Here is a 23,046-nt window from a genome sequence, read left to right as displayed (position 1 = left end):
GTTCTGCTGCGTGGTACCAAGCGTGACGACGTTGAGCGTGGTCAGGTTCTGGTCAAGCCAGGTTCGGTCAAGCCGCACACCAAGTTCACCGCAGAAGTCTACGTCCTGTCGAAGGAAGAAGGCGGCCGTCACACTCCGTTCTTCAAAGGCTACCGTCCACAGTTCTACTTCCGTACCACTGACGTGACCGGTAACTGCGAACTGCCGGAAGGCGTTGAAATGGTAATGCCAGGTGACAACATTCAGATGACTGTTACCCTGATCAAGACCATCGCAATGGAAGACGGTCTGCGCTTCGCTATCCGTGAAGGCGGTCGTACCGTCGGCGCCGGCGTTGTGGCCAAAATCATCGAGTAATCACTCGACCGATTGAAAAAAACCCCCGCTCAGCGGGGGTTTTTTTTATTGGGTTGACACTAAATGGGGGCGTCTATAGAATCACGCCTCCTTTTAGCGGGCGTAGTGCGTCCGTTGGGAACAGCCTGGAGTCTGAAATCCAATGCAAAATCAGCAAATCCGTATCAGGTTGAAGGCTTTCGACCATCGCCTGATCGACCAATCCACCCAGGAAATCGTGGAAACCGCGAAACGTACTGGTGCACAAGTGCGTGGTCCAATTCCACTGCCTACCCGCAAAGAGCGTTTCACCGTTCTGGTTTCCCCGCACGTCAACAAAGACGCGCGCGACCAGTACGAGATTCGCACTCATAAGCGTGTTCTGGACATCGTCCAGCCAACGGATAAAACCGTTGACGCGCTGATGAAGCTTGATCTGGCGGCAGGTGTGGAAGTACAGATCAGCCTCGGCTAAGACTTCGGTCTAGTCGTGTAACGCTCTGAAATGGGCGGCCATAGCGGGTGAAAGCCCCGTACACTCATGAGGTTTACAACATGACTATTGGTGTAATCGGTCGCAAGTGCGGTATGACCCGCATTTTCACCGAAGAAGGTGTCTCCATTCCGGTCACGGTCATTGAGATCGAGCCGAATCGCGTCACCCAGTTCAAAACTGAAGAAACCGATGGCTACCGTGCAGTGCAAGTCACTGTCGGCGAGCGTCGTGCTTCGCGTGTGACTGCCGCTCAGGCAGGCCACTTCGCCAAGGCCAACGTTGCCGCTGGTCGCGGTGTTTGGGAGTTCCGTCTTGAAGAAGGCGATTTCCAGGCTGGCGATCTGATCAAAGCTGAACTCTTCACTGCAGGCCAGCTGGTTGACGTTACTGGTCAGTCCAAAGGTAAAGGCTTCGCCGGTACCATCAAGCGCTGGAACTTCCGTGGTCAGGACAACACCCACGGTAACTCCGTGTCGCACCGTGTTCCTGGTTCCATCGGCCAGTGCCAGACTCCTGGTCGTGTGTTCAAGGGCAAGAAAATGTCCGGTCACATGGGCGCCGAGCGCGTGACTGTTCAGTCCCTGGAAGTAGTTCGCGTAGACGCTGAGCGCAACCTGCTGCTGATCAAGGGTGCCGTACCTGGCGCTACTGGCGGCGACGTGGTTGTACGTCCAGCTGTCAAGGCTCGCGGTTAAGGGGAAACTGACATGCAACTTAATGTAAATGACGCTCAGGCGATCGAAGTTTCCGAACTGACTTTCGGTGGCGAATTCAACGAGACGCTGGTTCACCAAGCAGTCGTGGCCTACATGGCCGGCGGCCGTCAGGGCACCAAGCAGCAGAAGACCCGTTCCGACGTGGCTGGTGGCGGTAAGCGCCCATGGCGTCAGAAGGGTACTGGCCGTGCTCGTGCTGGTACCACTCGTGGTCCGATCTGGCGTGGCGGTGGTGTAACCTTCGCAGCTCGCCCACAAGATCACTCGCAGAAGCTCAACAAGAAGATGTATCGCGCAGCTCTGCGCTCCATCCTCGCTGAGCTGGTGCGTAGCGACCGTCTGGTCGTGGTTCAGGACTTCGCTGTTGAAGCACCGAAAACCAAAGATCTGCTGAACAAGCTGAACGGCATGGGTCTGAGCGATGTATTGATCGTTTCCGACGCTGTTGATCAGAACCTGTACCTGGCTGCTCGTAACCTGCCGCACGTCGATGTACGTGACGTACAAGGTTCCGACCCGGTCAGTCTGATCGCATACGAGAAAGTGTTGATCACTGTCTCGGCCGTGAAGAAATTCGAGGAGCTGCTGGGATGAACCAGGAACGCGTATTCAAAGTCCTCCTTGGCCCGCACGTTTCCGAGAAGGCTACCGTTCTGGCTGAGAAGAAAGGCCAGTTCGTATTCAAGGTTGCTACTGATGCAACCAAGCTGGAAATCAAGAAAGCTGTCGAAGGCCTGTTCAACGTAAAAGTTGAAAACGTGTCGACTGTTAACGTTCTGGGTAAAACCAAGCGTACCGCACGTGGTCTGGGCAAGCGTAATGACTGGAAGAAGGCGATCGTCTCCCTTCAGCCAGGCCAAGATCTCGATTTCAGCAGCAGTGCTGAGTAAGGAAGGGGTGCATCATGGCAATCGTTAAATGCAAACCGACTTCCCCTGGCCGCCGTTTCGTGGTCAAGGTGGTCAACAAGGAGCTGCACAAAGGCGCTCCTCACGCACCGCTGATCGAGAAAAAATCGAAGTCTGGTGGTCGTAACAACAATGGCCGCATTACCACTCGTCACGTTGGTGGTGGTCACAAGCAGCATTACCGTCTGGTCGACTTCCGTCGCAACGACAAAGATGGCATTCCAGCCACTGTCGAGCGTATCGAATACGATCCGAACCGTACTGCTCACATCGCCCTGCTGTGCTACGCAGACGGTGAGCGTCGCTACATCATCGCGCCTAAGGGCGTGAGCGCTGGCGACCAGCTGATCGCAGGTGCCCTGGCCCCAATCAAGGCCGGTAACTCCCTGCAGCTGCGCAACATTCCAGTAGGTAGCACCATTCACGGCATCGAACTGAAGCCGGGTAAAGGTGCTCAGATCGCTCGTTCCGCTGGTGCTTCGGCTCAGCTGATCGCTCGCGAAGGTGTCTACGTGACCCTGCGTCTGCGCTCTGGTGAAATGCGTAAAGTCCTGGCTGAGTGCCGTGCGACCCTGGGCGAAGTCTCGAACTCCGAGCACAGCCTGCGTTCGCTGGGTAAGGCTGGTGCCAAACGCTGGCGCGGCGTTCGCCCAACCGTTCGTGGTGTTGCCATGAACCCGGTTGACCACCCACACGGTGGTGGTGAAGGTCGTACCTCCGGTGGTCGTCATCCGGTATCGCCATGGGGCTTCCCAACCAAGGGTGCTAAAACCCGTGGTAATAAGCGTACCGACAACATGATCGTCCGTCGTCGCAAGTAACTAGAGGGATACGACAGTGCCACGTTCTCTGAAAAAAGGTCCTTTTATCGATCTTCACCTGTTGAAGAAGGTCGAAGTGGCGGTGGAGAAGAACGATCGCAAGCCAGTTAAAACCTGGTCGCGTCGCTCGATGATCCTGCCACAAATGGTCGGTCTGACCATCGCGGTTCACAACGGTCGCCAGCATGTTCCAGTTCTCGTGAACGAAGACATGGTCGGCCACAAACTGGGCGAGTTCGCCGGTACCCGCACCTATCGCGGGCACGTGGCTGACAAGAAAGCCAAGCGTTAAGGGGTAAGGAAATGGAAGTAGCCGCTAAGTTGTCGGGCGCTCGCATCTCCGCCCAGAAAGCCCGCTTGGTCGCCGACCAGATCCGCGGGAAGAAGGTGGGCGAAGCGCTCAACCTGTTGGCCTTCAGCAGCAAAAAAGCCGCTGAAATCATGAAGAAAGTCCTCGAGTCGGCCGTAGCCAACGCCGAACACAACGAAGGCGCAGACGTTGATGACCTGAAGGTCTCCACCGTCTTCGTCAACGAAGGGCGTTCGCTGAAGCGCATCATGCCACGTGCCAAAGGCCGTGCTGATCGCATCGTCAAGCGGTCTTGCCATATCACTGTCAAGGTTGCGGACAAGTAACGGAGTCGATCAGATGGGTCAGAAAGTACATCCCACTGGCATTCGCCTGGGAATCGTCAAGGAGCACACCTCCGTCTGGTACGCAGACGGTGCTACTTACGCAGATTACCTGTTGAAGGATCTGAAAACGCGTGAGTACCTCCAAGACAAACTAAAAAGCGCGTCCGTAAGCCGTATCGATATTCATCGTCCGGCTCAAACTGCACGCATCACCATCCACACCGCTCGTCCCGGTATCGTTATCGGTAAGAAAGGTGAAGATGTCGAGAAGCTGCGTCAGGACCTGACCAAGCAGATGGGTGTGCCTGTGCACATCAACATCGAAGAGATCCGCAAGCCGGAACTCGACGCTATGCTGGTTGCGCAGAGCGTAGCTCAGCAGCTGGAACGCCGTGTAATGTTCCGTCGCGCCATGAAGCGCGCGGTACAGAACGCCATGCGTATTGGTGCCAAGGGCATCAAGATCCAGGTGAGCGGTCGTCTCGGCGGTGCTGAGATTGCTCGTACCGAGTGGTATCGCGAAGGTCGTGTGCCTCTGCACACCCTGCGTGCCGATATCGACTACAACACCTACGAAGCTCACACCACTTACGGTGTGATCGGTGTGAAGGTTTGGATCTTCAAAGGCGAAGTTATTGGTGGTCGCCAAGAAGAACTGAAACCACAAGCACCAGCGCCTCGTAAAAAAGCTGCTAAGTAAGGGGTACGCCAAATGTTGCAACCAAAGCGTACAAAATTCCGCAAGCAGATGACTGGCCACAACCGTGGTCTGGCACTGCGCGGTAGCAAAGTCAGCTTCGGCGAATTCGCCCTGAAAGCTGTTGCTCGCGGTCGCCTCACCGCTCGCCAGATCGAGTCTGCACGTCGTGCACTGACCCGTCACGTTAAGCGTGGCGGTAAGATCTGGATCCGTGTGTTCCCGGACAAGCCGATCTCCAAGAAACCTCTCGAGGTTCGTATGGGTAAAGGTAAGGGCTCCGTGGAGTACTGGGTTGCCCAGATTCAGCCAGGCAAAGTCCTGTACGAGATCGAGGGTGTTTCTGAAGAGCTGGCGCGCGAAGCTTTCGCCCTGGCTGCTGCAAAGCTGCCTCTCGCCACCTCCTTTGTTAAGCGGACGGTGATGTGATGAAAGCGAATGAACTTCGTGAAAAATCGGCACAGCAACTGAACGAGCAACTGCTCGGCTTGCTGCGCGACCAGTTCAATCTGCGTATGCAGAAAGCAACTGGCCAGTTGGGGCAGTCGCACCTGCTCTCGCAAGTTAAGCGTGACATCGCTCGCGTGAAAACTGTGCTCAACCAGCAGGCAGGTAAGTGATCATGGCTGAAGCTGAAAAAACCGTCCGTACGCTGACTGGCCGTGTCGTCAGCGACAAAATGGACAAGACCATCACCGTTCTGATCGAGCGTCGCGTAAAGCACCCGATCTACGGTAAATACGTTAAGCGTTCGACTAAGCTGCACGCGCACGACGAAGCCAACCAGTGCAAGATCGGCGACAAGGTTTCCATCCGTGAAACCCGTCCGCTGGCCAAGACCAAGTCCTGGGCACTGGTTGAAGTCCTCGAACGCGCTGTTGAAGTCTAAGGGCTAGGGGTCGGAGAAATTTTATGATTCAGACTCAATCCATGCTCGATGTGGCCGATAACAGCGGCGCTCGTCGCGTCATGTGCATCAAGGTACTCGGCGGTTCGCACCGCCGTTACGCCGGCATCGGTGACATCATCAAGGTTACCGTCAAGGAAGCAATTCCGCGCGGTAAGGTCAAAAAAGGCCAAGTGATGACCGCTGTTGTCGTACGTACCCGTCACGGTGTTCGTCGCGCTGACGGTTCCATCATTCGTTTCGACGGCAACGCTGCTGTTCTGCTGAACAACAAGCAAGAGCCGATCGGCACTCGCATCTTCGGGCCAGTGACCCGTGAGCTTCGTACTGAGAAGTTCATGAAGATCGTCTCGCTCGCCCCTGAAGTGCTGTAAGGAGATCCGACATGCAAAAGATTCGTCGTGACGACGAGATCATCGTGATCGCCGGCAAAGACAAAGGTAAGCGCGGTAAGGTGCTGAAGGTTCTGGCTGATGACCGTCTGGTTATCGGTGGCGTGAACCTGGTCAAGCGTCATACCAAGCCTAACCCGATGGCGGGCGTACAGGGCGGTATCGTCGAGAAAGAAGCGCCTCTGCACGCTTCCAACGTTGCCATCTTCAACGGTGAAACCAACAAGGCTGACCGCGTTGGTTTCAAAGTAGAAGACGGTAAAAAAATTCGTGTCTTCAAGTCGACCCAAAAAGCGGTTGATGCTTGAACACTGCTAGGTAGAAGACCATGGCACGACTGAAAGAGATTTACCGGAACGAAATCGCTCCTAAGCTTAAGGAAGAACTTAAGCTGTCGAACGTGATGGAAGTTCCGCGCGTTACCAAGATCACCCTGAACATGGGTCTGGGCGAAGCGATCGGCGACAAGAAAGTCATCGAGCACGCTGTTGCCGACCTGGAAAAGATCACCGGTCAAAAGCCGGTCGTGACTTTCGCTCGCAAATCCATCGCTGGCTTCAAAGTCCGCGAAGGCTGGCCGATCGGCGTCAAGGTGACCCTGCGTAGCGACAAGATGTACGAATTCCTGGACCGCCTGCTGGCGATCTCCCTGCCTCGGGTTCGCGACTTCCGCGGCCTGAATGCCAAGTCCTTCGATGGTCGTGGCAACTACAGCATGGGCGTGAAAGAGCAGATCATCTTCCCGGAAATCGACTACGACAAGATCGATGCTCTGCGCGGTTTGGACATCACCCTGACCACCACTGCTCGTTCGGACGACGAAGGCCGCGCTCTGCTGCGTGCTTTCAAGTTCCCGTTCCGCAACTGATTGGAGTAGGAAAATGGCCAAGAAGAGCATGAAGAACCGCGAGCTGAAGCGTCAGCTCACGGTAGCAAAGTTCGCCAAGAAGCGTGCTGAGCTGAAAGCGACCATCGTTAACCAGAATGCCTCTCCAGAAGAGCGTTTTGCTGCCGTTGTCGCTCTGCAGAAGCAGCCACGTGACGCTAGCGCTTCGCGCCTGCGCAACCGTTGCCGCCTGACCGGTCGTCCTCACGGTGTATACCGTAAGTTCGGCCTGGGCCGTAACATGCTGCGTCAAGCTGCAATGCGTGGTGACGTGCCGGGTCTGGTCAAGGCCTCCTGGTAATCGCTGCAGGCAAGGCGCTGGTGGAAGGGGAGCAATCTTCCGACCGCCGGTGACCTCGCCAACAAACAAGCCCCTATATGGGGCTTGTTTCGTTTCTGCCTTGTGTCTAGAATGACCGGCTCACCTGAGCCTGGGTTTTTGCCCAATCCGTTCGGGTGGTTGTCATAGCCGCAAGGCTAATAATTCTTGTATCAGGAGCATCTAGCCCATGAGTATGCAGGACCCGTTAGCGGACATGCTAACTCGCATCCGTAATGCCCAGATGGCTGAAAAGTCCGTCGTAAGCATGCCTTCCTCTACCCTGAAGGTCGCGGTTGCCAAAGTTCTGAAGGACGAAGGTTACATCGCTGGCTACCAGGTAACTGGTGAGGCCAAGCCTTCCCTGTCGATCGAACTGAAGTACTTCGAAGGCCGTCCGGTCATCGAGGAACTGAAGCGCTCCAGCCGTCCAGGCCTGCGCCAGTACAAGGCCGTCACCGATCTGCCGAAAGTACGTGGCGGTCTGGGCGTGTCTATCGTCTCCACCAACAAAGGTGTGATGACGGATCGCGCTGCGCGCGCTGCCGGTGTCGGCGGCGAAGTTCTGTGCACAGTGTTCTAAGGGGGGATAGACATGTCTCGCGTCGCTAAGAACCCCGTTAAGCTGCCATCCGGTGTCGAAGTCAAATTCGCCGGTCAGCAGCTTTCGGTGAAGGGTGCCAAAGGTACTCTCGAACTGAACGTTCACTCGTCTGTTGAAGTTACCGAAGAGTCTGGTGAGCTGCGTTTCGTCGCTCGCAATGGTGACCAGCAAGCTCGTGCCATGGCCGGTACCACCCGCGCTCTGGTCAACAACATGGTCCAAGGCGTAAGCCAAGGCTTCGAGCGCAAGCTCCAGCTGGTCGGTGTTGGTTACAAGGCACAGGCTAAAGGCACCGTCCTGAACCTGGCCCTGGGCTTCTCTCACCCAGTGGACTACGAACTGCCAGCCGGTATCACCGCTGAAACACCTAGCCAGACCGACATCCTGATCAAGGGTATCGACAAGCAGCTGGTAGGTCAGGTGGCCGCTGAAATCCGCGACTTCCGTCCGCCAGAGCCTTACAAAGGTAAAGGTGTGCGTTACGCGGACGAAGTAGTCCGTCGTAAAGAAGCCAAGAAGAAGTAGGGCCTAGTAAATGACCGACAAAAAAGTTATTCGACTGCGTCGCGCTCGCAAAGCACGTCTCAAGATGCACGAACTCGAAGTCGTGCGCCTGTGCGTGTTCCGCTCCTCGCAGCACATCTACGCCCAGGTCATTTCGGCCGACGGCAGCAAGGTTCTGGCAAGCGCCTCGACCTTGGACAAAGACCTGCGTGATGGCGCCACTGGCAACATCGACGCGGCCACTAAGGTTGGCAAGCTGGTAGCTGAGCGTGCGAAAGCCGCCGGTGTATCTCAAGTTGCCTTTGACCGTTCCGGCTTCAAGTACCATGGCCGCGTCAAAGCGCTGGCTGATGCTGCTCGTGAAGGCGGGCTGGAGTTCTAAGTTATGGCAAATAACGATCAAAAGCGCGACGAAGGCTACATCGAGAAGCTGGTTCAAGTTAACCGCGTTGCCAAAACCGTAAAAGGCGGCCGTATCTTCACTTTCACCGCGCTGACCGTGGTGGGTGATGGTAAAGGTCGTGTTGGCTTCGGCCGTGGCAAGTCGCGCGAAGTACCAGCCGCGATCCAGAAAGCCATGGAAGCTGCTCGCCGCAACATGATCCAGGTTGACCTGAAGGGCACCACCCTGCAGTACGCCACCAAGGCTGCCCACGGCGCCTCGAAGGTTTACATGCAGCCTGCCTCGGAAGGTACCGGTATCATCGCCGGTGGCGCAATGCGTGCTGTCCTGGAAGTTGCTGGTGTTCAGAACGTTCTGGCCAAGTGCTACGGTTCGACCAACCCAGTGAACGTGGTTTACGCCACCTTCAAGGGTCTGAAAGCCATGCAATCTCCTGAATCCATTGCCGCCAAGCGTGGCAAGAGCGTCGAGGAGATCTTCTGATCATGGCAACCGTAAAAGTAACGCTGATCAAGAGCGTCTCGGGCCGTCTGCCTAACCACAAGCTGTGTGTTAAAGGCCTGGGTCTGCGTCGCATCGGTCACACTGTAGAAGTCCAGGATACTCCCGAGAACCGCGGGATGATCAACAAGGCTTACTACATGCTGAAGGTCGAGGGCTAATCGATGAAACTCAATGATCTGAGTCCAGCGCCGGGTTCCCGTCGCGAGAAGCATCGTCCAGGTCGTGGTATCGGTAGCGGTCTGGGTAAGACCGGCGGCCGTGGCCACAAAGGTCAGACTTCCCGTTCGGGTGGTTCGATCGCTCCTGGCTTCGAAGGCGGTCAACAGCCGCTGCACCGTCGCCTGCCGAAGTTCGGCTTCGTTTCCCTGAAGGCCATGGACCGCGCCGAAGTGCGTCTGTCCGAGCTGGCTAAAGTGGAAGGCGACGTGATCTCCGTGCAATCCCTGAAGGATGCCAACGTGATCAACCAGCACATTCAGCGTGTGAAAATCATGCTGTCTGGCGAAGTTACTCGCGCAGTCACCATCAAGGGTATCGCAGCCACCAAGGGTGCGCGTGCGGCTATCGAAGCAGCTGGCGGCAAATTCGAGGAATAAATGGCTAAGCAAGGTGCTCTCTCTTCGCTCGGTAAGGGCGGGATGTCGGAACTCTGGGCTCGTCTGCGCTTTCTGTTCATGGCGATCATCGTCTATCGGATAGGTGCGCATATCCCGGTTCCCGGCATCAATCCGGACCGTCTGGCGGATCTGTTTCGGCAGAATGAGGGGACCATTCTTAGCTTGTTCAACATGTTTTCCGGTGGCGCGCTCGAACGCATGAGCATCTTTGCACTGGGGATCATGCCGTACATTTCGGCATCGATCATCATGCAGTTGATGACGGCGGTCAGCCCGCAACTGGAGCAGTTGAAGAAGGAAGGTGAAGCTGGCCGTCGCAAGATCAGCCAGTACACCCGCTACGGCACCGTTATCCTGGCACTGGTCCAAGCCATTGGCATGTCCATTGGCCTGGCCAACCAGGGCGTGGCGTTTTCTGTAGGCCTGGGCTTCCACGTCGTCGCTGTTTCCACTTTCGTGGCAGGCGCGATGTTCATGATGTGGCTGGGCGAGCAGATCACCGAGCGCGGTGTGGGCAACGGTATCTCGATGTTGATCTTCGCAGGTATCGTTGCCGGTCTTCCGAGAGCAATCGGGCAGTCTTTCGAGTCTGCACGCACAGGCGATATCAACATTTTCGCCCTGGTCGCTATCGGTCTGCTGGCAGTAGCGATTATCGGTTTTGTGGTGTTCATTGAGCGTGGTCAGCGTCGTATCGCCGTTCATTACGCCAAGCGTCAGCAGGGCCGCAAGGTCTTCGCTGCGCAGACCAGCCACTTGCCGTTGAAGGTGAACATGGCGGGGGTTATCCCGGCCATTTTCGCGAGCAGCATTCTGCTGTTCCCGGCTTCGCTGGGTGCCTGGTTTGGTCAGTCCGAAGGTATGGGCTGGCTGCAGGACATCTCGCAGTCGATCGCTCCTGGTCAGCCGTTGAACATTCTGCTGTTTAGTGCAGGGATCATTTTCTTCTGCTTCTTCTACACAGCGTTGATGTTCAACCCGAAAGACGTAGCGGAAAACCTGAAGAAGTCCGGTGCCTTTATTCCGGGCATCCGTCCTGGTGAGCAGTCGGCGCGCTACATTGATGGCGTTCTGACCCGTTTGACCATGTTCGGTGCTCTTTACATGATGGCCGTCTGCCTTCTGCCCCAGTTCCTGGTGGTGGCAGCAAATGTGCCGTTCTACCTTGGCGGGACCTCGTTGCTGATTGTGGTAGTGGTTGTGATGGACTTCATGTCCCAAGTACAATCGCACCTCGTTTCGCACCAGTACGAATCCCTGATGAAGAAAGCCAACCTGAAAGGCTACGGTGGCAGCGGTCTGCTGCGCTGATACGCCCCTAAGGTTCGAGGAGTCGGTAATGAAAGTTCGTGCATCGGTGAAAAAGCTGTGCCGTAACTGCAAGATCATCCGTCGCGAAGGCGTCGTACGAGTGATCTGCAGCGCGGAACCGCGTCACAAACAGCGCCAAGGCTGAGTGTGATCTGCGCTTCAAACCCAGCAGCTAGTGTGCTGCTGGGTTGATTATTCGTTTCTACAGCGATATTATCTCGCGCCCTATTTCTTGGCTTCCGGGGCGTAGGTAGCTGTCAATTGGAGTCCCACTGAATGGCCCGTATTGCAGGCGTCAACATTCCAGATAACAAGCATACTGTTATCTCGCTGACCTACATCTATGGTGTCGGTCGCACAACTGCACAGAAGATTTGTGCAGACGCTGGTGTAAACCCAGCCGCTAAGATCAAGGATCTGAGCGACGAGCAAATCGAAACCCTGCGTGGCGAAGTCGCGAAGTTCACCACCGAAGGTGACCTGCGTCGTGACGTCAACATGAAGATCAAGCGCTTGATGGACCTGGGTTGCTACCGCGGCCTGCGTCATCGTAAAGGTCTGCCGGTTCGCGGTCAGCGCACCAAGACCAACGCACGCACCCGTAAGGGCCCGCGTAAGCCGATCCGCAAGTAATCGCCCAGGAATATAGACATGGCAAAACCTGCTGCTCGTCCTCGTAAGAAAGTCAAAAAGACAGTGGTTGATGGCATCGCCCACATCCATGCTTCTTTCAACAACACCATCGTGACCATCACCGACCGTCAGGGCAATGCTTTGTCCTGGGCGACCTCCGGTGGTTCGGGTTTCCGTGGTTCGCGCAAATCCACCCCGTTCGCAGCCCAGATCGCTGCTGAGCGTGCTGGTCAAGCTGCGCTGGAATACGGTCTGAAGAACCTCGACGTTAACGTCAAGGGTCCAGGTCCAGGTCGTGAGTCCGCCGTTCGTGCATTGAACAGCTGCGGCTACAAGATCGCCAGCATCACCGACGTGACGCCAATCCCGCACAACGGGTGCCGTCCGCCGAAGAAGCGTCGCGTGTAATCAGGAGACAGAAGAATGGCACGTTACATTGGTCCAAAATGCAAACTGTCTCGTCGTGAAGGCACTGACCTGTTCCTGAAGAGCGGCGTTCGCGCTCTGGAATCGAAGTGCAATATCGAAGCAGCCCCAGGTATCCACGGCCAGCGCCGTGGCCGTCAGTCCGACTACGGCACCCAGCTGCGTGAGAAACAAAAAGTCCGTCGTATCTACGGTGTTCTGGAGCGTCAGTTCCGCGGTTACTACCAAGCTGCTGCCTCGAAAAAAGGCGCAACCGGTGAGAACCTGCTGCAACTGCTCGAGTGCCGTCTGGATAACGTCGTTTACCGTATGGGCTTCGGCTCGACTCGTTCCGAGTCCCGTCAGCTGGTTTCGCACAAAGCGATCAGCGTCAACGGTAAAACTGTAAACATTCCATCCTACCAAGTTCGTCCGGGTGACGTGGTCGCAGTCCGCGAGAAATCGCTGGGCCAGTTGCGCATTGTTCAAGCCCTTGAACTGTGCGCCCAGCGTGGCCGCGTTGAGTGGGTTGACGTGGATGCTGCTAAAAAGTCGGGCGTTTTCAAGAACGTTCCTGCTCGCAGCGACCTGTCTGCCGACATCAACGAAAACCTGATTGTCGAGCTCTACTCCAAGTAAGGGCTAGAAAATAGGTGCATCCATGCAGATTTCGGTAAATGAGTTCCTGACTCCCCGCCATATTGATGTGCAGGTAGTCAGTCCGACCCGCGCCAAGATTACGCTCGAGCCTCTCGAGCGTGGTTTCGGCCATACCCTGGGCAACGCGCTGCGCCGCATCCTGTTGTCCTCCATGCCTGGCTGTGCAGTAGTCGAGGCCGAGATCGATGGCGTACTCCATGAGTACTCCGCGATCGAAGGTGTTCAGGAAGACGTAATTGAAATCCTGTTGAACCTGAAAGGCCTGGCTATCAAACTGCATGGTCGTGACGAAGTTACGCTGACCTTGTCGAAAAAGGGTTCGGGGGTGGTTACCGCTGCCGATATTCAGCTGGATCACGATGTCGAGATCGTCAACCCCGATCACGTAATCGCGAACCTGGCGTCGAACGGCGCTCTGAACATGAAGCTCACTGTAGCTCGTGGTCGTGGTTACGAGCCGGCCGACTCCCGTCAAACCGACGAAGACGAAAGCCGTAGCATTGGCCGTCTGCAGTTGGACGCTTCGTTCAGCCCGGTGCGTCGTATCGCCTATGTGGTCGAGAACGCCCGTGTTGAACAGCGTACCAACTTGGACAAACTGGTCATTGATCTGGAAACCAACGGCACCCTGGATCCTGAAGAGGCTATCCGCCGCGCTGCGACCATTCTGCAACAGCAGCTGGCCGCGTTCGTCGACCTCAAGGGTGACAGCGAGCCTGTCGTAGTCGAGCAGGAAGACGAGATCGATCCGATCCTGCTGCGTCCGGTTGACGACCTGGAACTGACTGTACGTTCGGCCAACTGCCTCAAGGCGGAGAACATCTACTACATCGGCGACCTGATTCAGCGTACCGAAGTAGAGCTGTTGAAGACTCCTAACCTGGGTAAGAAGTCCCTGACTGAAATCAAGGACGTTCTGGCCTCTCGTGGTCTGTCTCTCGGCATGCGCCTCGACAACTGGCCGCCTGCAAGTCTTAAGAAAGACGACAAGGCGACCGCCTGATCGTCGTAATCACCGAACGTAGTGTTTGGTAAGGAATGAATCATGCGTCATCGTAAAAGTGGACGTCACCTGAGCCGCACCAGCTCTCACCGCAAGGCTATGTTCCAGAACATGGCAGTGTCGCTGATCGAGCACGAGCTGATCAAAACCACCCTGCCGAAAGCCAAGGAACTGCGCCGCGTTGCCGAGCCGCTGATCACCCTGGCCAAGGAAGACAGCGTTGCTAACCGTCGTCTGGCCTTCGACCGTACCCGTTCGAAGTCCGCTGTTGGCAAACTGTTCAACGATCTGGGCAAGCGTTACGCCACCCGTCAGGGCGGCTACCTGCGCATCCTGAAGTGCGGTTTCCGCGCTGGCGACAACGCGCCTATGGCGTACGTCGAGCTGGTTGATCGTCCGGTCGGCGGTGCTGTAGAAGCTGCTGAGTAAGACGTTCTGTCTGCTACAAAAAACCGGGCCTAGTGCCCGGTTTTTTGTTTGTATGGCCATTGTTTATTTCTATTGATGTAAGTCATGTAATAAATTTGTCCCTGTGATCTCGCTCGGCAATACTCTCTTCACAGCCGATTAGCCGGCGTTTGAAGACCGATAAGGAGAGCCCATGAGCAAGATTCTCACTACCGCTAGCGGTGCACCTGTAGCCGACAACCAGAACTCCCGCTCCGCCGGCCCGCGCGGTCCGCTGCTGCTCGACGACTTCCACCTGATCGAGAAGCTCGCCCATTTCAACCGCGAGAACATTCCAGAACGCCGCGTCCATGCCAAAGGCTCGGGTGCCTATGGCACTTTTACCGTTACTCACGATATTACCGGCTATACCAGCGCCAAGCTGTTCGAAGAGATCGGTAAACAAACTGAGACTTTCTTACGTTTTTCCACCGTTGGTGGCGAGCGCGGTTCGGCAGATACCGAGCGTGACCCGCGCGGTTTCGCGGTGAAGTTTTACACCGAGGAAGGCAACTGGGACATCGTCGGTAACAACACGCCAGTATTCTTCATTCGCGACCCACTGAAGTTCCCGGACTTTATCCACACCCAGAAGCGCCATCCGCAGTCCAACCTGAAGAACGCTCAGATGATGTGGGATTTCTGGTCGCACTCTCCTGAAGCGCTGCACCAGGTAACCATCCTCTTTTCCGACCGTGGCATTCCGGACGGCTACCGCCATATGCATGGCTTTGGCAGCCACACCTACAGCCTGATCAATGCAAAGGGTGAGCGCACTTGGGTCAAGTGGCACTTCAAGACTCAACAAGGCATCAAGAACCTCACCCCGGCAGACGCTGCACGCCTTGCAGGTACCGACCCGGATTACGCTCAGCGAGATCTGTTTGAGGCCATCGAACGTGGCGACTACCCGCGCTGGACGGTCTGCATTCAGGTGATGAGCGAAGCCGAGGCTGCTAGCCGTGACGAGAACCCATTCGACGTGACCAAGACATGGTCGCAGAAGGACTATCCGCTCATCGAGGTGGGTGTGCTGGAGCTCAATCGTAACCCGCTCAACTATTTCGCAGAGGTCGAGCAGGCTGCGTTCGGGCCGAGCAATATGGTGCCCGGCGTCGGTCTTTCGCCAGACCGCATGCTGCAAGGCCGCGTATTCGCCTACGCTGATGCGCACCGCTATCGCGTGGGTACCAATCACCAGCAATTGCCAGTCAACGCGCCACGCTGCCCGGTTAACAGCTATCAGCGCGACGGCTCCATGGCCACCGGTGGCTACGGTAGTGCACCGAACTATGAACCAAACAGCTACAGCGGCGCCCCGAAACAGTCCCCACGTCATGCTGAGCCAGCATTGGCCATGAATGGTTCGGCTGATCGCTACGATCACCGCGAAGACACCGACTACTTCAGCCATGCCGGCGCTTTGTTCCGTTTGATGAGCGATGAGCAGAAGGCCCTGCTGATCAGCAACATCGCCGGTACCATGGCGGGCGTCAGCGAAGACGTGATCCAGCGTCAGTTACAGTACTTCTTCAAGGCGGATCCGGCCTACGGTGAAGGGATTGCGAAGGCTTTGGGCATCAATCTCGCCTAAGTCGAAGTGATAAGAAGAACCGCCCTCATTTGGGCGGTTTTTCAATGAATATCACTACTGTTTAACCGATTTTTTGCGTCTGATTGCGCGTTTTTCAGTGACCGTAGACAAAAGCTGGTTCACACTATGTGGCATAGACGTTTTCACATGGAGAATCAGGGCGATGCAAGGCCACCCGGATGTAATCAACTATCTCGTCACGCTGTTGAAGGGCGAACTGGCGGCACGCGACCAGTACTTCATTCATTCGCGCATGTACGAAGACTGGGGCCTGTCCAAGCTCTACGAGCGCATCAACCACGAGATGGAGGAAGAGACGCAGCACGCCGATGCCCTGATGCGTCGTATCCTCATGCTCGAAGGGACCCCTGACATGCGTGCGGATGACCTGGAGGTCGGCAGCACCGTGCCGGAAATGATCGAGGCAGACCTCAAGCTCGAATACAAGGTGCGCGGTGCGCTTTGCAAAGGCATCGAGCTGTGCGAATTGCACAAGGATTACGTCAGTCGTGACATCCTGCGTGCGCAGCTGGCCGACACCGAAGAAGATCACACTTACTGGCTCGAGAAGCAGCAGGGCCTGATCAAGGCCATCGGGCTGGAAAACTATCTGCAGTCGCAGATGTAAGTTATCCACAGACACAAGTAAAAGCCCCTGGCACCAACGGTACCAGGGGCTTTTTCATTGCGTTGACGGCACTCAGGCCCGATCCCGCTCCAGCAATGGTTTCAGGTAATGGCCGGTATACGACTGTTTCATCACGCTCAGCTCTTCTGGCGTACCGCAGGCAATGATCTGCCCACCCTTGGAGCCACCCTCAGGGCCCAGGTCAACCAGCCAGTCGGCGGTCTTGATCACATCCAGGTTATGCTCGATCACCACCACGGTATTGCCGTGGTCGCGCAGGCGATGCAATACGTCCAGCAGTTGCTGGATATCGGCAAAGTGCAGGCCGGTGGTAGGTTCGTCGAGGATGTACAAGGTCTTGCCGGTATCGCGCTTGGACAGCTCGCGCGACAGTTTCACCCGCTGCGCCTCACCGCCGGACAGCGTGGTCGCTGACTGCCCCAGTTTGATGTATGACAGGCCCACGTCCATCAACGTTTGCAGCTTGCGCGCCAGCGCCGGCACCGCATCGAAGAACTCTCGGGCATCCTCGATGGTCATTTCCAGCACCTCGTGGATGTTCTTGCCCTTGTACTTGATCTCCAGGGTTTCGCGGTTGTAGCGCTTGCTCTTGCACACGTCACACGGCACGTAGATGTCCGGCAGGAAGTGCATTTCCACCTTGATCAGGCCATCACCCTGGCAGGCCTCGCAACGGCCACCCTTGACGTTGAACGAGAAACGCCCCGGGCCATAACCACGCGAGCGTGACTCCGGTACACCAGAGAAAAGTTCGCGGATCGGCGTGAAGATGCCGGTGTAGGTCGCCGGGTTGGAGCGTGGGGTGCGGCCGATCGGGCTCTGGTCGATATCCACCACCTTGTCCAGGTGCTGCAGGCCGTCCATGCTGCTGTGTGGCGCGGCTTCCAGGCTGCTTGCGCCATTGAGGGCGGTGGCGGCCAAGGGGTAAAGGGTATTGTTGATCAGCGTCGATTTACCCGAGCCGGATACACCGGTCACGCAGGTCAGCAGGCCGATCGGTAGTTCCAGGTCGACGTTCTGCAGGTTGTTGCCACGCGCACCCTTGAGCTTGAGCTGCAGCTTCTTGTTGCGCGGTGTGCGCTTGGCCGGCACAACGATCTTCTTGCGCCCGGACAGGTACTTGCCAGTCAGCGAGTCAGGGTGGTCCATGACCTCCTGAGGCGAGCCTTCGGCGACGATCTGCCCGCCGTGCACACCAGCGCCAGGGCCGATGTCGACCACGTAGTCGGCCAGCCGGATGGCGTCCTCGTCGTGCTCCACCACGATTACCGTGTTGCCCAGGTCGCGCAAATGGTTGAGGGTGGCCAACAGGCGGTCGTTGTCGCGTTGATGAAGGCCGATGGACGGTTCATCGAGGATGTACATCACCCCCACAAGACCGGCGCCGATCTGGCTGGCCAGGCGGATACGTTGCGCTTCACCACCGGACAGGGTGTCGGCGCTACGATCCAGGGTCAGGTAGTCGAGGCCGACGTTGACCAGGAACTGAAGTCGTTCGCAGATTTCCTTGAGGATTTTTGCCGCGATTTCGCCACGCCGGCCGGTCAGGGTCAGTTCGCCAAAGTAGTTGCTGGCTTCACCGATCGGCATATTGGTTACCGCCGGCAGGGTCTTCTCGCCCACCCACACATGGCGCGCCTCGCGGCGCAGGCGCGTACCCCGGCAATCCGGGCACGGTTGCGTGCCAAGGAATTTAGCCAGTTCTTCACGCACCGTGGCCGATTCGGTTTCGCGGTAGCGGCGCTCAAGGTTCGGCACAATGCCTTCGAACGGGTGCGATCGCTTGACGATGTCGCCTCGGTCGTTGAGGTACTTGAAGTCGACACTCTGCTTGCCGCTGCCCTGCAGGATCACCTTCTGGTGTTCGGCCGACAGCTCGCCGAAAGGCTCTTCCAGGCTGAAGCCATAGTGCGCGGCTAACGAACCGAGCATCTGGAAGTAGTACACGTTACGCCGGTCCCAGCCGCGGATCGCGCCTTCGGCCAAGGTGAGTTCGGTGTTGACCAGGCGTTTGGTGTCGAAGAACTGCTTGACCCCCAGGCCGTCGCAGGTCGGGCAGGCGCCAGCCGGGTTGTTGAAGGAGAACAGCTTCGGTTCCAGCTCGCTGATCGCGTGGCCGCACACCGGGCAGGCGAAGCGCGCGGAGAAGATCGTCTCTTCGCCTTGTTCGCCGTCCATCGGTGCCACCAAGGCAATACCATCGGCCAGCTTCAACGCGGTCTCGAACGATTCGGCCAGGCGCTGTTGCAGGTCGGCGCGGACTTTGAAACGGTCCACCACCACATCGATGCTGTGCTTCTTCTGCTTGTCCAGCTTGGGCAACTCATCGAGTTCGTAGAGCTTGCCGTTGACCCTGGCCCGCACGAAGCCCTGGGCGCGCAATTCGTCAAACACCGCCAGATGCTCACCTTTGCGCTCGCGCACTACCGGCGCGAGCAGCATCAGCTTGCTGCCTTCCGGGTTTTCCAGAACCAGGTCGACCATCTGGCTGATCGTTTGCGCCTCCAGCGGAATATCGTGGTCCGGGCAGCGTGGCGTACCGACGCGGGCGTACAGCAGGCGCAGGTAGTCGTAGATTTCGGTGATGGTGCCGACCGTGGAACGCGGATTGTGCGAGGTCGATTTCTGCTCGATCGAAATCGCCGGCGACAGGCCTTCGATGGTGTCGACGTCGGGTTTTTCCATCATCGACAAAAACTGCCGGGCGTAGGCCGACAGCGACTCCACATAGCGGCGCTGGCCTTCGGCGTACAAGGTATCGAACGCCAGGGACGACTTGCCGGAACCGGACAAGCCGGTGATCACGATCAACTTGTCCCGGGGCAGGGTCAGGTCGATGTTCTTCAGGTTGTGGGTACGTGCCCCACGAATCAGGATCTTGTCCACTACGGCCTCGCTCGGCGGGCATAAACAAGGAAGTATACGGCGCCCTGCCAGTACGCGGCAAAGCGTCGCGTAGATGCCGTCAAGCTGTCGGACTGATAGAATCGCCGCCGGTTCACACGAGGTTAATCCATGCACGACACCCACAACGAACGCATGAGTGGCGGCGAAACCCGCGCCGCTGGCGGCCTTGCCCTGGTCTTTGCCTTTCGTATGCTGGGCATGTTCATGGTCTTGCCGGTACTGGCCACCTACGGCATGGACCTGGCTGGCGCCACGCCTGCGCTGATCGGCCTGGCCATTGGTGCCTATGGCCTGACCCAGGCGGTATTTCAGATCCCGTTCGGGATGATTTCCGACCGTATCGGTCGCCGGCCGGTGATTTATCTGGGGCTGGTGATCTTTGCCCTTGGCAGCGTGCTGGCGGCCCAGGCCGACTCTATCTGGGGCGTGATTGCCGGGCGCATCCTGCAGGGCGCCGGGGCAATTTCTGCCGCGGTCATGGCGTTGCTGTCCGACCTCACCCGCGAACAACACCGGACCAAGGCCATGGCCATGATCGGCATGAGCATCGGCTTGTCGTTTGCTGTCGCCATGGTCGTTGGTCCACTGCTGACAAGTGCCTTTGGTTTGTCAGGTTTGTTCCTGGTCACGGCTGGGCTTGCCCTGGTCGGCATCCTGTTGATCGCGTTTGTCGTGCCCAACACCCACAGCATCCTGCAGCACCGCGAGTCGGGTGTGGCGCGCCAGGCCATCGGCCCGACCCTGCGCCATCCGGACCTTCTGCGCCTGGACATAAGCATTTTCATCCTGCACGCCATCCTCATGGCCAGCTTCGTTGCGCTGCCGCTGGCGTTCGTCGAGCGTGGTGGCCTGCCCAAGGAGCAGCACTGGTGGGTGTACCTGACCGCGCTGTTCATCTCATTTTTTGCAATGGTCCCGTTCATCATCTACGGCGAAAAAAAGCGCAAGATGAAACGTGTGTTGGCCGGCGCGGTCAGTGTCCTGCTGCTGACAGAGATATACTTCTGGGAGTGGGCTGACGGTTTGCGCGGACTGGTGATTGGCACCGTGGTATTCTTTACCGCATTCAACCTGCTGGAGGCTTCGCTGCCTTCTCTGGTGAGCAAGGTGTCGCCTGCCGGTGGCAAGGGGACGGCAATGGGGGTGTATTCCACCAGCCAGTTCCTCGGTGCTGCGTTAGGCGGGATTCTGGGTGGCTGGCTGTTCCAGCACGGTGGGCTGGACACGGTGTTCCTCGGTAGCGCGGCGCTGTGTGTTATCTGGCTGATCGTTGCCTTGCGCATGAACGAGCCGCCATATGTGACCAGCCTGCGCATGCCCCTGACGCCTGAGGCGGTCCGGGAAGCCGGCCTGACCGAGCGCCTGATGGCCGTGCCGGGTGTGACCGACGCTGTGGTGGTGGCAGAAGAAGCCGCCATCTATATCAAACTGGATACGAAAATTTTGGACCGTGCGACCCTGGAGCGACTGGTGAATCCAGCCTCTTCGGCGTGCGAAGCCTAGGAGAACGTTATGGCCCGTGGGGTTAACAAAGTCATTCTGGTCGGTACCTGTGGCCAGGATCCCGAAGTCCGCTACCTGCCCAACGGTAACGCCGTGACCAACCTGAGCCTGGCCACCAGCGAGCAGTGGACTGACAAGCAGTCGGGCCAGAAGGTCGAGCGTACCGAGTGGCACCGGGTGTCGCTGTTCGGCAAGGTTGCCGAAATCGCTGGCGAATACCTGCGCAAAGGTTCGCAGTGCTACATCGAAGGCAAGCTGCAGACCCGCGAGTGGGAAAAAGACGGCATCAAGCGCTACACCACCGAGATCATCGTCGATATCAACGGCACCATGCAGCTGCTCGGCGGTCGTCCGCAAGGCCAGCAGCAGGGCGGCGACCCGTACAACCAGGGTGGCGGCAATTACGGTGGCGGCCAGCAGCAACAATACAACCAGGCACCGCCACGCCAGCAGGCCCAGCGCCCGCAGCAGGCCCCTCAGCGCCCAGCGCCGCAACAGCCTGCGCCGCAGCCGGCTGCTGATTTCGACAGCTTCGATGACGATATTCCGTTCTGATCAGAGCGGTAAGGCGTTCAGCAAGACCAGAAACCCGGGGCAGTTGCCCCGGGTTTTTTTATGGGCCGCACCGCGTATCTGACAGCGCTTTCAATAAAACAACCGCGGCTCAGGCGAATCCAGCAGGCTTGCCAGCTTGGTCAGGGCAAAGGCCAGTTCCTGGCGGCTGGGTGCCATCAGGGCGATGCGCACACCGCTGGTGGCGTGGCTGCGTTCTGGCAGAAACTGGCTGCCGCTGACCACCGTTACGCCGTTGTCACGCGCCAGGTTGGCAAACTCGTCGCTGGTCCACGGTTCTGGCAGCTCCAGCCAGATATGGAAGCTATGGGGCTGAATGCGGATCTTGTATTGGCCAAGAATCTCCCTGGCCATGCGCTGGCGCGCGGCCGCCTCTTCCTGCTGCATACGCACCAACTGGTCGGCCTTGCCGCTGTTGATCAGGTTACTGGCCAGTTGCGCCATCAATGGCGATGGCATCCACACGCTGCTGCGTACCATCGATGATAACCGTGACAGGGTTTGCGGCGGGGCGTACAGGTAGCCGATGCGCAGCGCCGGCAGCACGCTTTTGGACAGGCTGGTGAGGTATACCGAGCGCTCTGGCGCATACGCTGCAAGCGGCTTGTAGTCTGGGCTGGGCTCGAGAAAACCGTAGATATCGTCATCCACGATGAACAGGTCGAACTCACGGGCGATCTCGGCAATAGCCTGACGCCTTGCTGGGGGCATGATCGAGTTGGTCGGGTTTTGGTGCGTGGTGACGCACACCAGCAGGGAAGGGCGGTGTTCCAGGCAGGCCGCGCGTAATGCCTCCGGGATGAGCCCGTGTTCGTCCACGGCGACGCCGCGCAGGCGTCGGCCCATGCTGTGGGCCAGGGATATGATGCCCGGGTAGCAGAGCGACTCGCACAGCACCACATCGTCACTCTTCGACAGGCTGCTGATGGCCACCAGCAGCCCATGCTGGGCGCCAGCGGTCAGTACTACCTGTTGCCAGCGCGCATCAGGCAGCCAGCGCTGTAGCCAGGTCGCACCGGCTTGTTTGTGGGACGTGTGGCCACCCTCTGTCACATAGTCGAGTACCTGCCCCAAGTCCGAGGAGGCGGCCAGTTCGCTGATAGCCGTGCCTAGCCATTCGCTCATGTGAGCGTCGTTGGGCTTGATGATCGAGAGATCAATCTGGCTGCTCTCTCCGGCCACAGGGGCGGGCACCGACGGGGCGGTTAATGGCTGTCGCAATTGCCTGACAAATGTGCCTCGGCCTACCTCGCCCGCCACCAAGCCGCGCTTGGCTGCTTCGTCGTAGGCCCTGCCAACAGTGCCGGGGGTTACGTTCAGCGCCTCGGCGAGGTCCTTGAGTGTGGGTAAGCGATCGCCTTCTGCAAGCCGACCACTTTCGATGTCCTGTTCAAGGGCATCAGCGATCATCAGGTAAACCGGCTGTGTTTGATGGCTGTATTGAGGGACCCACATGGAGATGGCACCAGACGCTGCAAGAGCGCGAAAGCCTAGCATGAAAGCTCTGATGCAGGTAATGATAGTAATTGGTTGGATTGAGTTGGTTTTATTTTAGATTGAATCGATTCAATTTTTGAAATTACAATCATCGCACCGATCAGGCCAGCCGCACTCG

The 23,046-nt window shown here is 57.6% G+C and carries 34 protein-coding genes and 1 pseudogene; 33 read left to right on the top strand and 2 right to left on the bottom strand.

The window, feature by feature from the left end; genetic code table 11:
* The 31 genes and pseudogenes from ACF8RA_RS00335 to bfr all read left to right on the top strand — a co-directional run.
* Positions 1-357 (top strand): annotated as a pseudogene (locus ACF8RA_RS00335) (elongation factor Tu); the annotation flags it as partial.
* 142 nt (positions 358-499) lie between these two features.
* Positions 500-811 (top strand): 30S ribosomal protein S10, encoded by a 312-nt coding sequence (rpsJ, locus tag ACF8RA_RS00330; protein WP_003186070.1) that lies wholly within the window; start codon positions 500-502, stop codon positions 809-811.
* An 80-nt stretch (positions 812-891) separates the two neighbouring features.
* Positions 892-1,527 (top strand): 50S ribosomal protein L3, encoded by a 636-nt coding sequence (rplC, locus tag ACF8RA_RS00325; protein ID WP_003255486.1) that lies wholly within the window; start codon positions 892-894, stop codon positions 1,525-1,527.
* 12 nt (positions 1,528-1,539) lie between these two features.
* Entirely contained in the window at positions 1,540-2,142 is a 603-nt protein-coding gene (gene rplD / locus ACF8RA_RS00320; protein WP_003255485.1) for a 50S ribosomal protein L4, read from the top strand.
* Entirely contained in the window at positions 2,139-2,438 is a 300-nt protein-coding gene (gene rplW, locus ACF8RA_RS00315; RefSeq protein WP_003255484.1) for a 50S ribosomal protein L23, read from the top strand. Before rplD ends, rplW begins: the two co-directional genes overlap by 4 nt.
* 14 nt (positions 2,439-2,452) lie before the next feature.
* A complete protein-coding gene (rplB, locus tag ACF8RA_RS00310) occupies positions 2,453-3,277 on the top strand; it encodes a 50S ribosomal protein L2 (RefSeq protein WP_003255483.1) in 825 nt (274 codons plus the stop codon).
* A gap of 16 nt (positions 3,278-3,293) precedes the next feature.
* Positions 3,294-3,569, top strand: a complete 276-nt coding sequence (rpsS, locus tag ACF8RA_RS00305; protein WP_003255482.1) for a 30S ribosomal protein S19 — start codon at positions 3,294-3,296, stop codon at positions 3,567-3,569.
* A gap of 11 nt (positions 3,570-3,580) precedes the next feature.
* On the top strand, positions 3,581-3,913 hold the full coding sequence (rplV, locus tag ACF8RA_RS00300) for a 50S ribosomal protein L22 (protein WP_003103908.1): 333 nt from the start codon (positions 3,581-3,583) through the stop codon (positions 3,911-3,913).
* Between the two features lie 13 nt (positions 3,914-3,926).
* Positions 3,927-4,613, top strand: a complete 687-nt coding sequence (gene rpsC, locus ACF8RA_RS00295; protein ID WP_003255481.1) for a 30S ribosomal protein S3 — start codon at positions 3,927-3,929, stop codon at positions 4,611-4,613.
* 12 nt (positions 4,614-4,625) lie between these two features.
* Positions 4,626-5,039 carry a 50S ribosomal protein L16 gene (gene rplP / locus ACF8RA_RS00290; RefSeq protein WP_003255479.1) on the top strand — a complete coding sequence of 138 codons (414 nt, stop codon included), beginning with the start codon at positions 4,626-4,628 and terminating at the stop codon, positions 5,037-5,039.
* Positions 5,039-5,230: a 50S ribosomal protein L29 gene (gene rpmC, locus ACF8RA_RS00285; RefSeq protein ID WP_002555481.1), complete on the top strand. Its 192-nt coding sequence runs from the start codon at positions 5,039-5,041 to the stop codon at positions 5,228-5,230. The genes rplP and rpmC overlap by 1 nt, the downstream gene beginning before the upstream one ends.
* A gap of 2 nt (positions 5,231-5,232) precedes the next feature.
* Positions 5,233-5,499, top strand: coding sequence for a 30S ribosomal protein S17 (gene rpsQ / locus ACF8RA_RS00280; protein ID WP_003255478.1), 267 nt, complete (start codon positions 5,233-5,235; stop codon positions 5,497-5,499).
* Between the two features lie 23 nt (positions 5,500-5,522).
* Positions 5,523-5,891, top strand: coding sequence for a 50S ribosomal protein L14 (gene rplN, locus ACF8RA_RS00275; RefSeq protein ID WP_002555479.1), 369 nt, complete (start codon positions 5,523-5,525; stop codon positions 5,889-5,891).
* A gap of 11 nt (positions 5,892-5,902) precedes the next feature.
* Positions 5,903-6,217, top strand: a complete 315-nt coding sequence (gene rplX, locus ACF8RA_RS00270) for a 50S ribosomal protein L24 (protein ID WP_003255476.1) — start codon at positions 5,903-5,905, stop codon at positions 6,215-6,217.
* 20 nt (positions 6,218-6,237) lie between these two features.
* A complete protein-coding gene (gene rplE, locus ACF8RA_RS00265) occupies positions 6,238-6,777 on the top strand; it encodes a 50S ribosomal protein L5 (protein ID WP_003255474.1) in 540 nt (179 codons plus the stop codon).
* A 13-nt stretch (positions 6,778-6,790) separates the two neighbouring features.
* Positions 6,791-7,096: a 30S ribosomal protein S14 gene (gene rpsN / locus ACF8RA_RS00260; RefSeq protein WP_110637824.1), complete on the top strand. Its 306-nt coding sequence runs from the start codon at positions 6,791-6,793 to the stop codon at positions 7,094-7,096.
* Between the two features lie 208 nt (positions 7,097-7,304).
* Positions 7,305-7,697, top strand: coding sequence for a 30S ribosomal protein S8 (gene rpsH, locus ACF8RA_RS00255; RefSeq protein WP_003255471.1), 393 nt, complete (start codon positions 7,305-7,307; stop codon positions 7,695-7,697).
* Positions 7,698-7,709: 12 nt separating this feature from the next.
* Positions 7,710-8,243, top strand: a complete 534-nt coding sequence (gene rplF, locus ACF8RA_RS00250; RefSeq protein ID WP_003255469.1) for a 50S ribosomal protein L6 — start codon at positions 7,710-7,712, stop codon at positions 8,241-8,243.
* A gap of 10 nt (positions 8,244-8,253) precedes the next feature.
* Complete coding sequence (gene rplR, locus ACF8RA_RS00245; RefSeq protein WP_003255467.1) at positions 8,254-8,604, top strand: 50S ribosomal protein L18; 351 nt, start codon at positions 8,254-8,256, stop codon at positions 8,602-8,604.
* Between the two features lie 3 nt (positions 8,605-8,607).
* Positions 8,608-9,108, top strand: a complete 501-nt coding sequence (rpsE, locus tag ACF8RA_RS00240) for a 30S ribosomal protein S5 (protein WP_003255465.1) — start codon at positions 8,608-8,610, stop codon at positions 9,106-9,108.
* Between the two features lie 2 nt (positions 9,109-9,110).
* A complete protein-coding gene (gene rpmD, locus ACF8RA_RS00235; protein ID WP_003255463.1) occupies positions 9,111-9,287 on the top strand; it encodes a 50S ribosomal protein L30 in 177 nt (58 codons plus the stop codon).
* 3 nt (positions 9,288-9,290) lie between these two features.
* Positions 9,291-9,725 carry a 50S ribosomal protein L15 gene (gene rplO, locus ACF8RA_RS00230; protein ID WP_003255461.1) on the top strand — a complete coding sequence of 145 codons (435 nt, stop codon included), beginning with the start codon at positions 9,291-9,293 and terminating at the stop codon, positions 9,723-9,725.
* Positions 9,726-11,057 carry a preprotein translocase subunit SecY gene (gene secY, locus ACF8RA_RS00225; protein ID WP_003257108.1) on the top strand — a complete coding sequence of 444 codons (1,332 nt, stop codon included), beginning with the start codon at positions 9,726-9,728 and terminating at the stop codon, positions 11,055-11,057.
* Positions 11,058-11,085: 28 nt separating this feature from the next.
* Entirely contained in the window at positions 11,086-11,202 is a 117-nt protein-coding gene (gene rpmJ, locus ACF8RA_RS00220; protein ID WP_002555468.1) for a 50S ribosomal protein L36, read from the top strand.
* 131 nt (positions 11,203-11,333) lie between these two features.
* On the top strand, positions 11,334-11,690 hold the full coding sequence (gene rpsM / locus ACF8RA_RS00215) for a 30S ribosomal protein S13 (RefSeq protein ID WP_012316515.1): 357 nt from the start codon (positions 11,334-11,336) through the stop codon (positions 11,688-11,690).
* An 18-nt stretch (positions 11,691-11,708) separates the two neighbouring features.
* Entirely contained in the window at positions 11,709-12,098 is a 390-nt protein-coding gene (rpsK, locus tag ACF8RA_RS00210; RefSeq protein WP_003255454.1) for a 30S ribosomal protein S11, read from the top strand.
* Positions 12,099-12,113: 15 nt separating this feature from the next.
* On the top strand, positions 12,114-12,734 hold the full coding sequence (gene rpsD, locus ACF8RA_RS00205) for a 30S ribosomal protein S4 (protein ID WP_003255453.1): 621 nt from the start codon (positions 12,114-12,116) through the stop codon (positions 12,732-12,734).
* 22 nt (positions 12,735-12,756) lie between these two features.
* Complete coding sequence (locus tag ACF8RA_RS00200) at positions 12,757-13,758, top strand: DNA-directed RNA polymerase subunit alpha (RefSeq protein ID WP_003255452.1); 1,002 nt, start codon at positions 12,757-12,759, stop codon at positions 13,756-13,758.
* Between the two features lie 42 nt (positions 13,759-13,800).
* Entirely contained in the window at positions 13,801-14,187 is a 387-nt protein-coding gene (rplQ, locus tag ACF8RA_RS00195) for a 50S ribosomal protein L17 (RefSeq protein ID WP_003255451.1), read from the top strand.
* A gap of 172 nt (positions 14,188-14,359) precedes the next feature.
* Positions 14,360-15,799: a catalase gene (locus ACF8RA_RS00190; RefSeq protein WP_339443336.1), complete on the top strand. Its 1,440-nt coding sequence runs from the start codon at positions 14,360-14,362 to the stop codon at positions 15,797-15,799.
* Positions 15,800-15,962: 163 nt separating this feature from the next.
* A complete protein-coding gene (bfr, locus tag ACF8RA_RS00185) occupies positions 15,963-16,427 on the top strand; it encodes a bacterioferritin (RefSeq protein WP_003255449.1) in 465 nt (154 codons plus the stop codon).
* Between the two features lie 72 nt (positions 16,428-16,499).
* Here bfr and uvrA read toward each other — a convergent pair whose 3' ends face one another.
* A complete protein-coding gene (gene uvrA, locus ACF8RA_RS00180) occupies positions 16,500-19,334 on the bottom strand; it encodes an excinuclease ABC subunit UvrA (protein WP_392461633.1) in 2,835 nt (944 codons plus the stop codon).
* Positions 19,335-19,463: 129 nt separating this feature from the next.
* On the opposite strand from uvrA, the gene ACF8RA_RS00175 reads away from it, so the two are divergent.
* Together ACF8RA_RS00175 and ACF8RA_RS00170 are read left to right on the top strand one after the other, a co-directional pair.
* A complete protein-coding gene (locus ACF8RA_RS00175; RefSeq protein ID WP_209968305.1) occupies positions 19,464-20,858 on the top strand; it encodes an MFS transporter in 1,395 nt (464 codons plus the stop codon).
* Positions 20,859-20,867: 9 nt separating this feature from the next.
* Positions 20,868-21,413, top strand: a complete 546-nt coding sequence (locus ACF8RA_RS00170) for a single-stranded DNA-binding protein (protein ID WP_003255446.1) — start codon at positions 20,868-20,870, stop codon at positions 21,411-21,413.
* A 90-nt stretch (positions 21,414-21,503) separates the two neighbouring features.
* On the opposite strand, the gene ACF8RA_RS00165 is transcribed toward ACF8RA_RS00170, so the two are convergent.
* A complete protein-coding gene (locus ACF8RA_RS00165) occupies positions 21,504-22,886 on the bottom strand; it encodes a PLP-dependent aminotransferase family protein (RefSeq protein ID WP_392518663.1) in 1,383 nt (460 codons plus the stop codon).
* Positions 22,887-23,046 lie beyond the last annotated feature (160 nt).

It is taken from the genome of Pseudomonas sp. FYR_5 (assembly GCF_043106315.1).
Lineage (GTDB): Bacteria > Pseudomonadota > Gammaproteobacteria > Pseudomonadales > Pseudomonadaceae > Aquipseudomonas > Aquipseudomonas putida_Y.
This window is presented reverse-complemented; position numbering and strand designations above follow the sequence as displayed.

Coding starts and splice junctions, on each gene's coding strand:
- rpsC (WP_003255481.1), top strand. CDS start 3,927: ATGGGTCAGAAAGTACATCCCACTGGCATTCGCCTGGGAATCGTCAAG.
- bfr (WP_003255449.1), top strand. CDS start 15,963: ATGCAAGGCCACCCGGATGTAATCAACTATCTCGTCACGCTGTTGAAG.
- ACF8RA_RS00175 (WP_209968305.1), top strand. CDS start 19,464: ATGCACGACACCCACAACGAACGCATGAGTGGCGGCGAAACCCGCGCC.
- rplE (WP_003255474.1), top strand. CDS start 6,238: ATGGCACGACTGAAAGAGATTTACCGGAACGAAATCGCTCCTAAGCTT.
- rpsK (WP_003255454.1), top strand. CDS start 11,709: ATGGCAAAACCTGCTGCTCGTCCTCGTAAGAAAGTCAAAAAGACAGTG.
- ACF8RA_RS00200 (WP_003255452.1), top strand. CDS start 12,757: ATGCAGATTTCGGTAAATGAGTTCCTGACTCCCCGCCATATTGATGTG.
- rplB (WP_003255483.1), top strand. CDS start 2,453: ATGGCAATCGTTAAATGCAAACCGACTTCCCCTGGCCGCCGTTTCGTG.
- rplN (WP_002555479.1), top strand. CDS start 5,523: ATGATTCAGACTCAATCCATGCTCGATGTGGCCGATAACAGCGGCGCT.
- rplR (WP_003255467.1), top strand. CDS start 8,254: ATGACCGACAAAAAAGTTATTCGACTGCGTCGCGCTCGCAAAGCACGT.
- rplC (WP_003255486.1), top strand. CDS start 892: ATGACTATTGGTGTAATCGGTCGCAAGTGCGGTATGACCCGCATTTTC.
- rpsH (WP_003255471.1), top strand. CDS start 7,305: ATGAGTATGCAGGACCCGTTAGCGGACATGCTAACTCGCATCCGTAAT.
- ACF8RA_RS00170 (WP_003255446.1), top strand. CDS start 20,868: ATGGCCCGTGGGGTTAACAAAGTCATTCTGGTCGGTACCTGTGGCCAG.
- rpmD (WP_003255463.1), top strand. CDS start 9,111: ATGGCAACCGTAAAAGTAACGCTGATCAAGAGCGTCTCGGGCCGTCTG.
- ACF8RA_RS00190 (WP_339443336.1), top strand. CDS start 14,360: ATGAGCAAGATTCTCACTACCGCTAGCGGTGCACCTGTAGCCGACAAC.
- rpmC (WP_002555481.1), top strand. CDS start 5,039: ATGAAAGCGAATGAACTTCGTGAAAAATCGGCACAGCAACTGAACGAG.
- rpsN (WP_110637824.1), top strand. CDS start 6,791: ATGGCCAAGAAGAGCATGAAGAACCGCGAGCTGAAGCGTCAGCTCACG.
- rplX (WP_003255476.1), top strand. CDS start 5,903: ATGCAAAAGATTCGTCGTGACGACGAGATCATCGTGATCGCCGGCAAA.
- rpsD (WP_003255453.1), top strand. CDS start 12,114: ATGGCACGTTACATTGGTCCAAAATGCAAACTGTCTCGTCGTGAAGGC.
- rpsQ (WP_003255478.1), top strand. CDS start 5,233: ATGGCTGAAGCTGAAAAAACCGTCCGTACGCTGACTGGCCGTGTCGTC.
- rpsE (WP_003255465.1), top strand. CDS start 8,608: ATGGCAAATAACGATCAAAAGCGCGACGAAGGCTACATCGAGAAGCTG.
- rpmJ (WP_002555468.1), top strand. CDS start 11,086: ATGAAAGTTCGTGCATCGGTGAAAAAGCTGTGCCGTAACTGCAAGATC.
- secY (WP_003257108.1), top strand. CDS start 9,726: ATGGCTAAGCAAGGTGCTCTCTCTTCGCTCGGTAAGGGCGGGATGTCG.
- rpsM (WP_012316515.1), top strand. CDS start 11,334: ATGGCCCGTATTGCAGGCGTCAACATTCCAGATAACAAGCATACTGTT.
- rplD (WP_003255485.1), top strand. CDS start 1,540: ATGCAACTTAATGTAAATGACGCTCAGGCGATCGAAGTTTCCGAACTG.
- rplQ (WP_003255451.1), top strand. CDS start 13,801: ATGCGTCATCGTAAAAGTGGACGTCACCTGAGCCGCACCAGCTCTCAC.
- ACF8RA_RS00165 (WP_392518663.1), bottom strand. CDS start 22,886: ATGTGGGTCCCTCAATACAGCCATCAAACACAGCCGGTTTACCTGATG.
- rplW (WP_003255484.1), top strand. CDS start 2,139: ATGAACCAGGAACGCGTATTCAAAGTCCTCCTTGGCCCGCACGTTTCC.
- rplP (WP_003255479.1), top strand. CDS start 4,626: ATGTTGCAACCAAAGCGTACAAAATTCCGCAAGCAGATGACTGGCCAC.
- rplF (WP_003255469.1), top strand. CDS start 7,710: ATGTCTCGCGTCGCTAAGAACCCCGTTAAGCTGCCATCCGGTGTCGAA.
- rplV (WP_003103908.1), top strand. CDS start 3,581: ATGGAAGTAGCCGCTAAGTTGTCGGGCGCTCGCATCTCCGCCCAGAAA.
- rplO (WP_003255461.1), top strand. CDS start 9,291: ATGAAACTCAATGATCTGAGTCCAGCGCCGGGTTCCCGTCGCGAGAAG.
- rpsJ (WP_003186070.1), top strand. CDS start 500: ATGCAAAATCAGCAAATCCGTATCAGGTTGAAGGCTTTCGACCATCGC.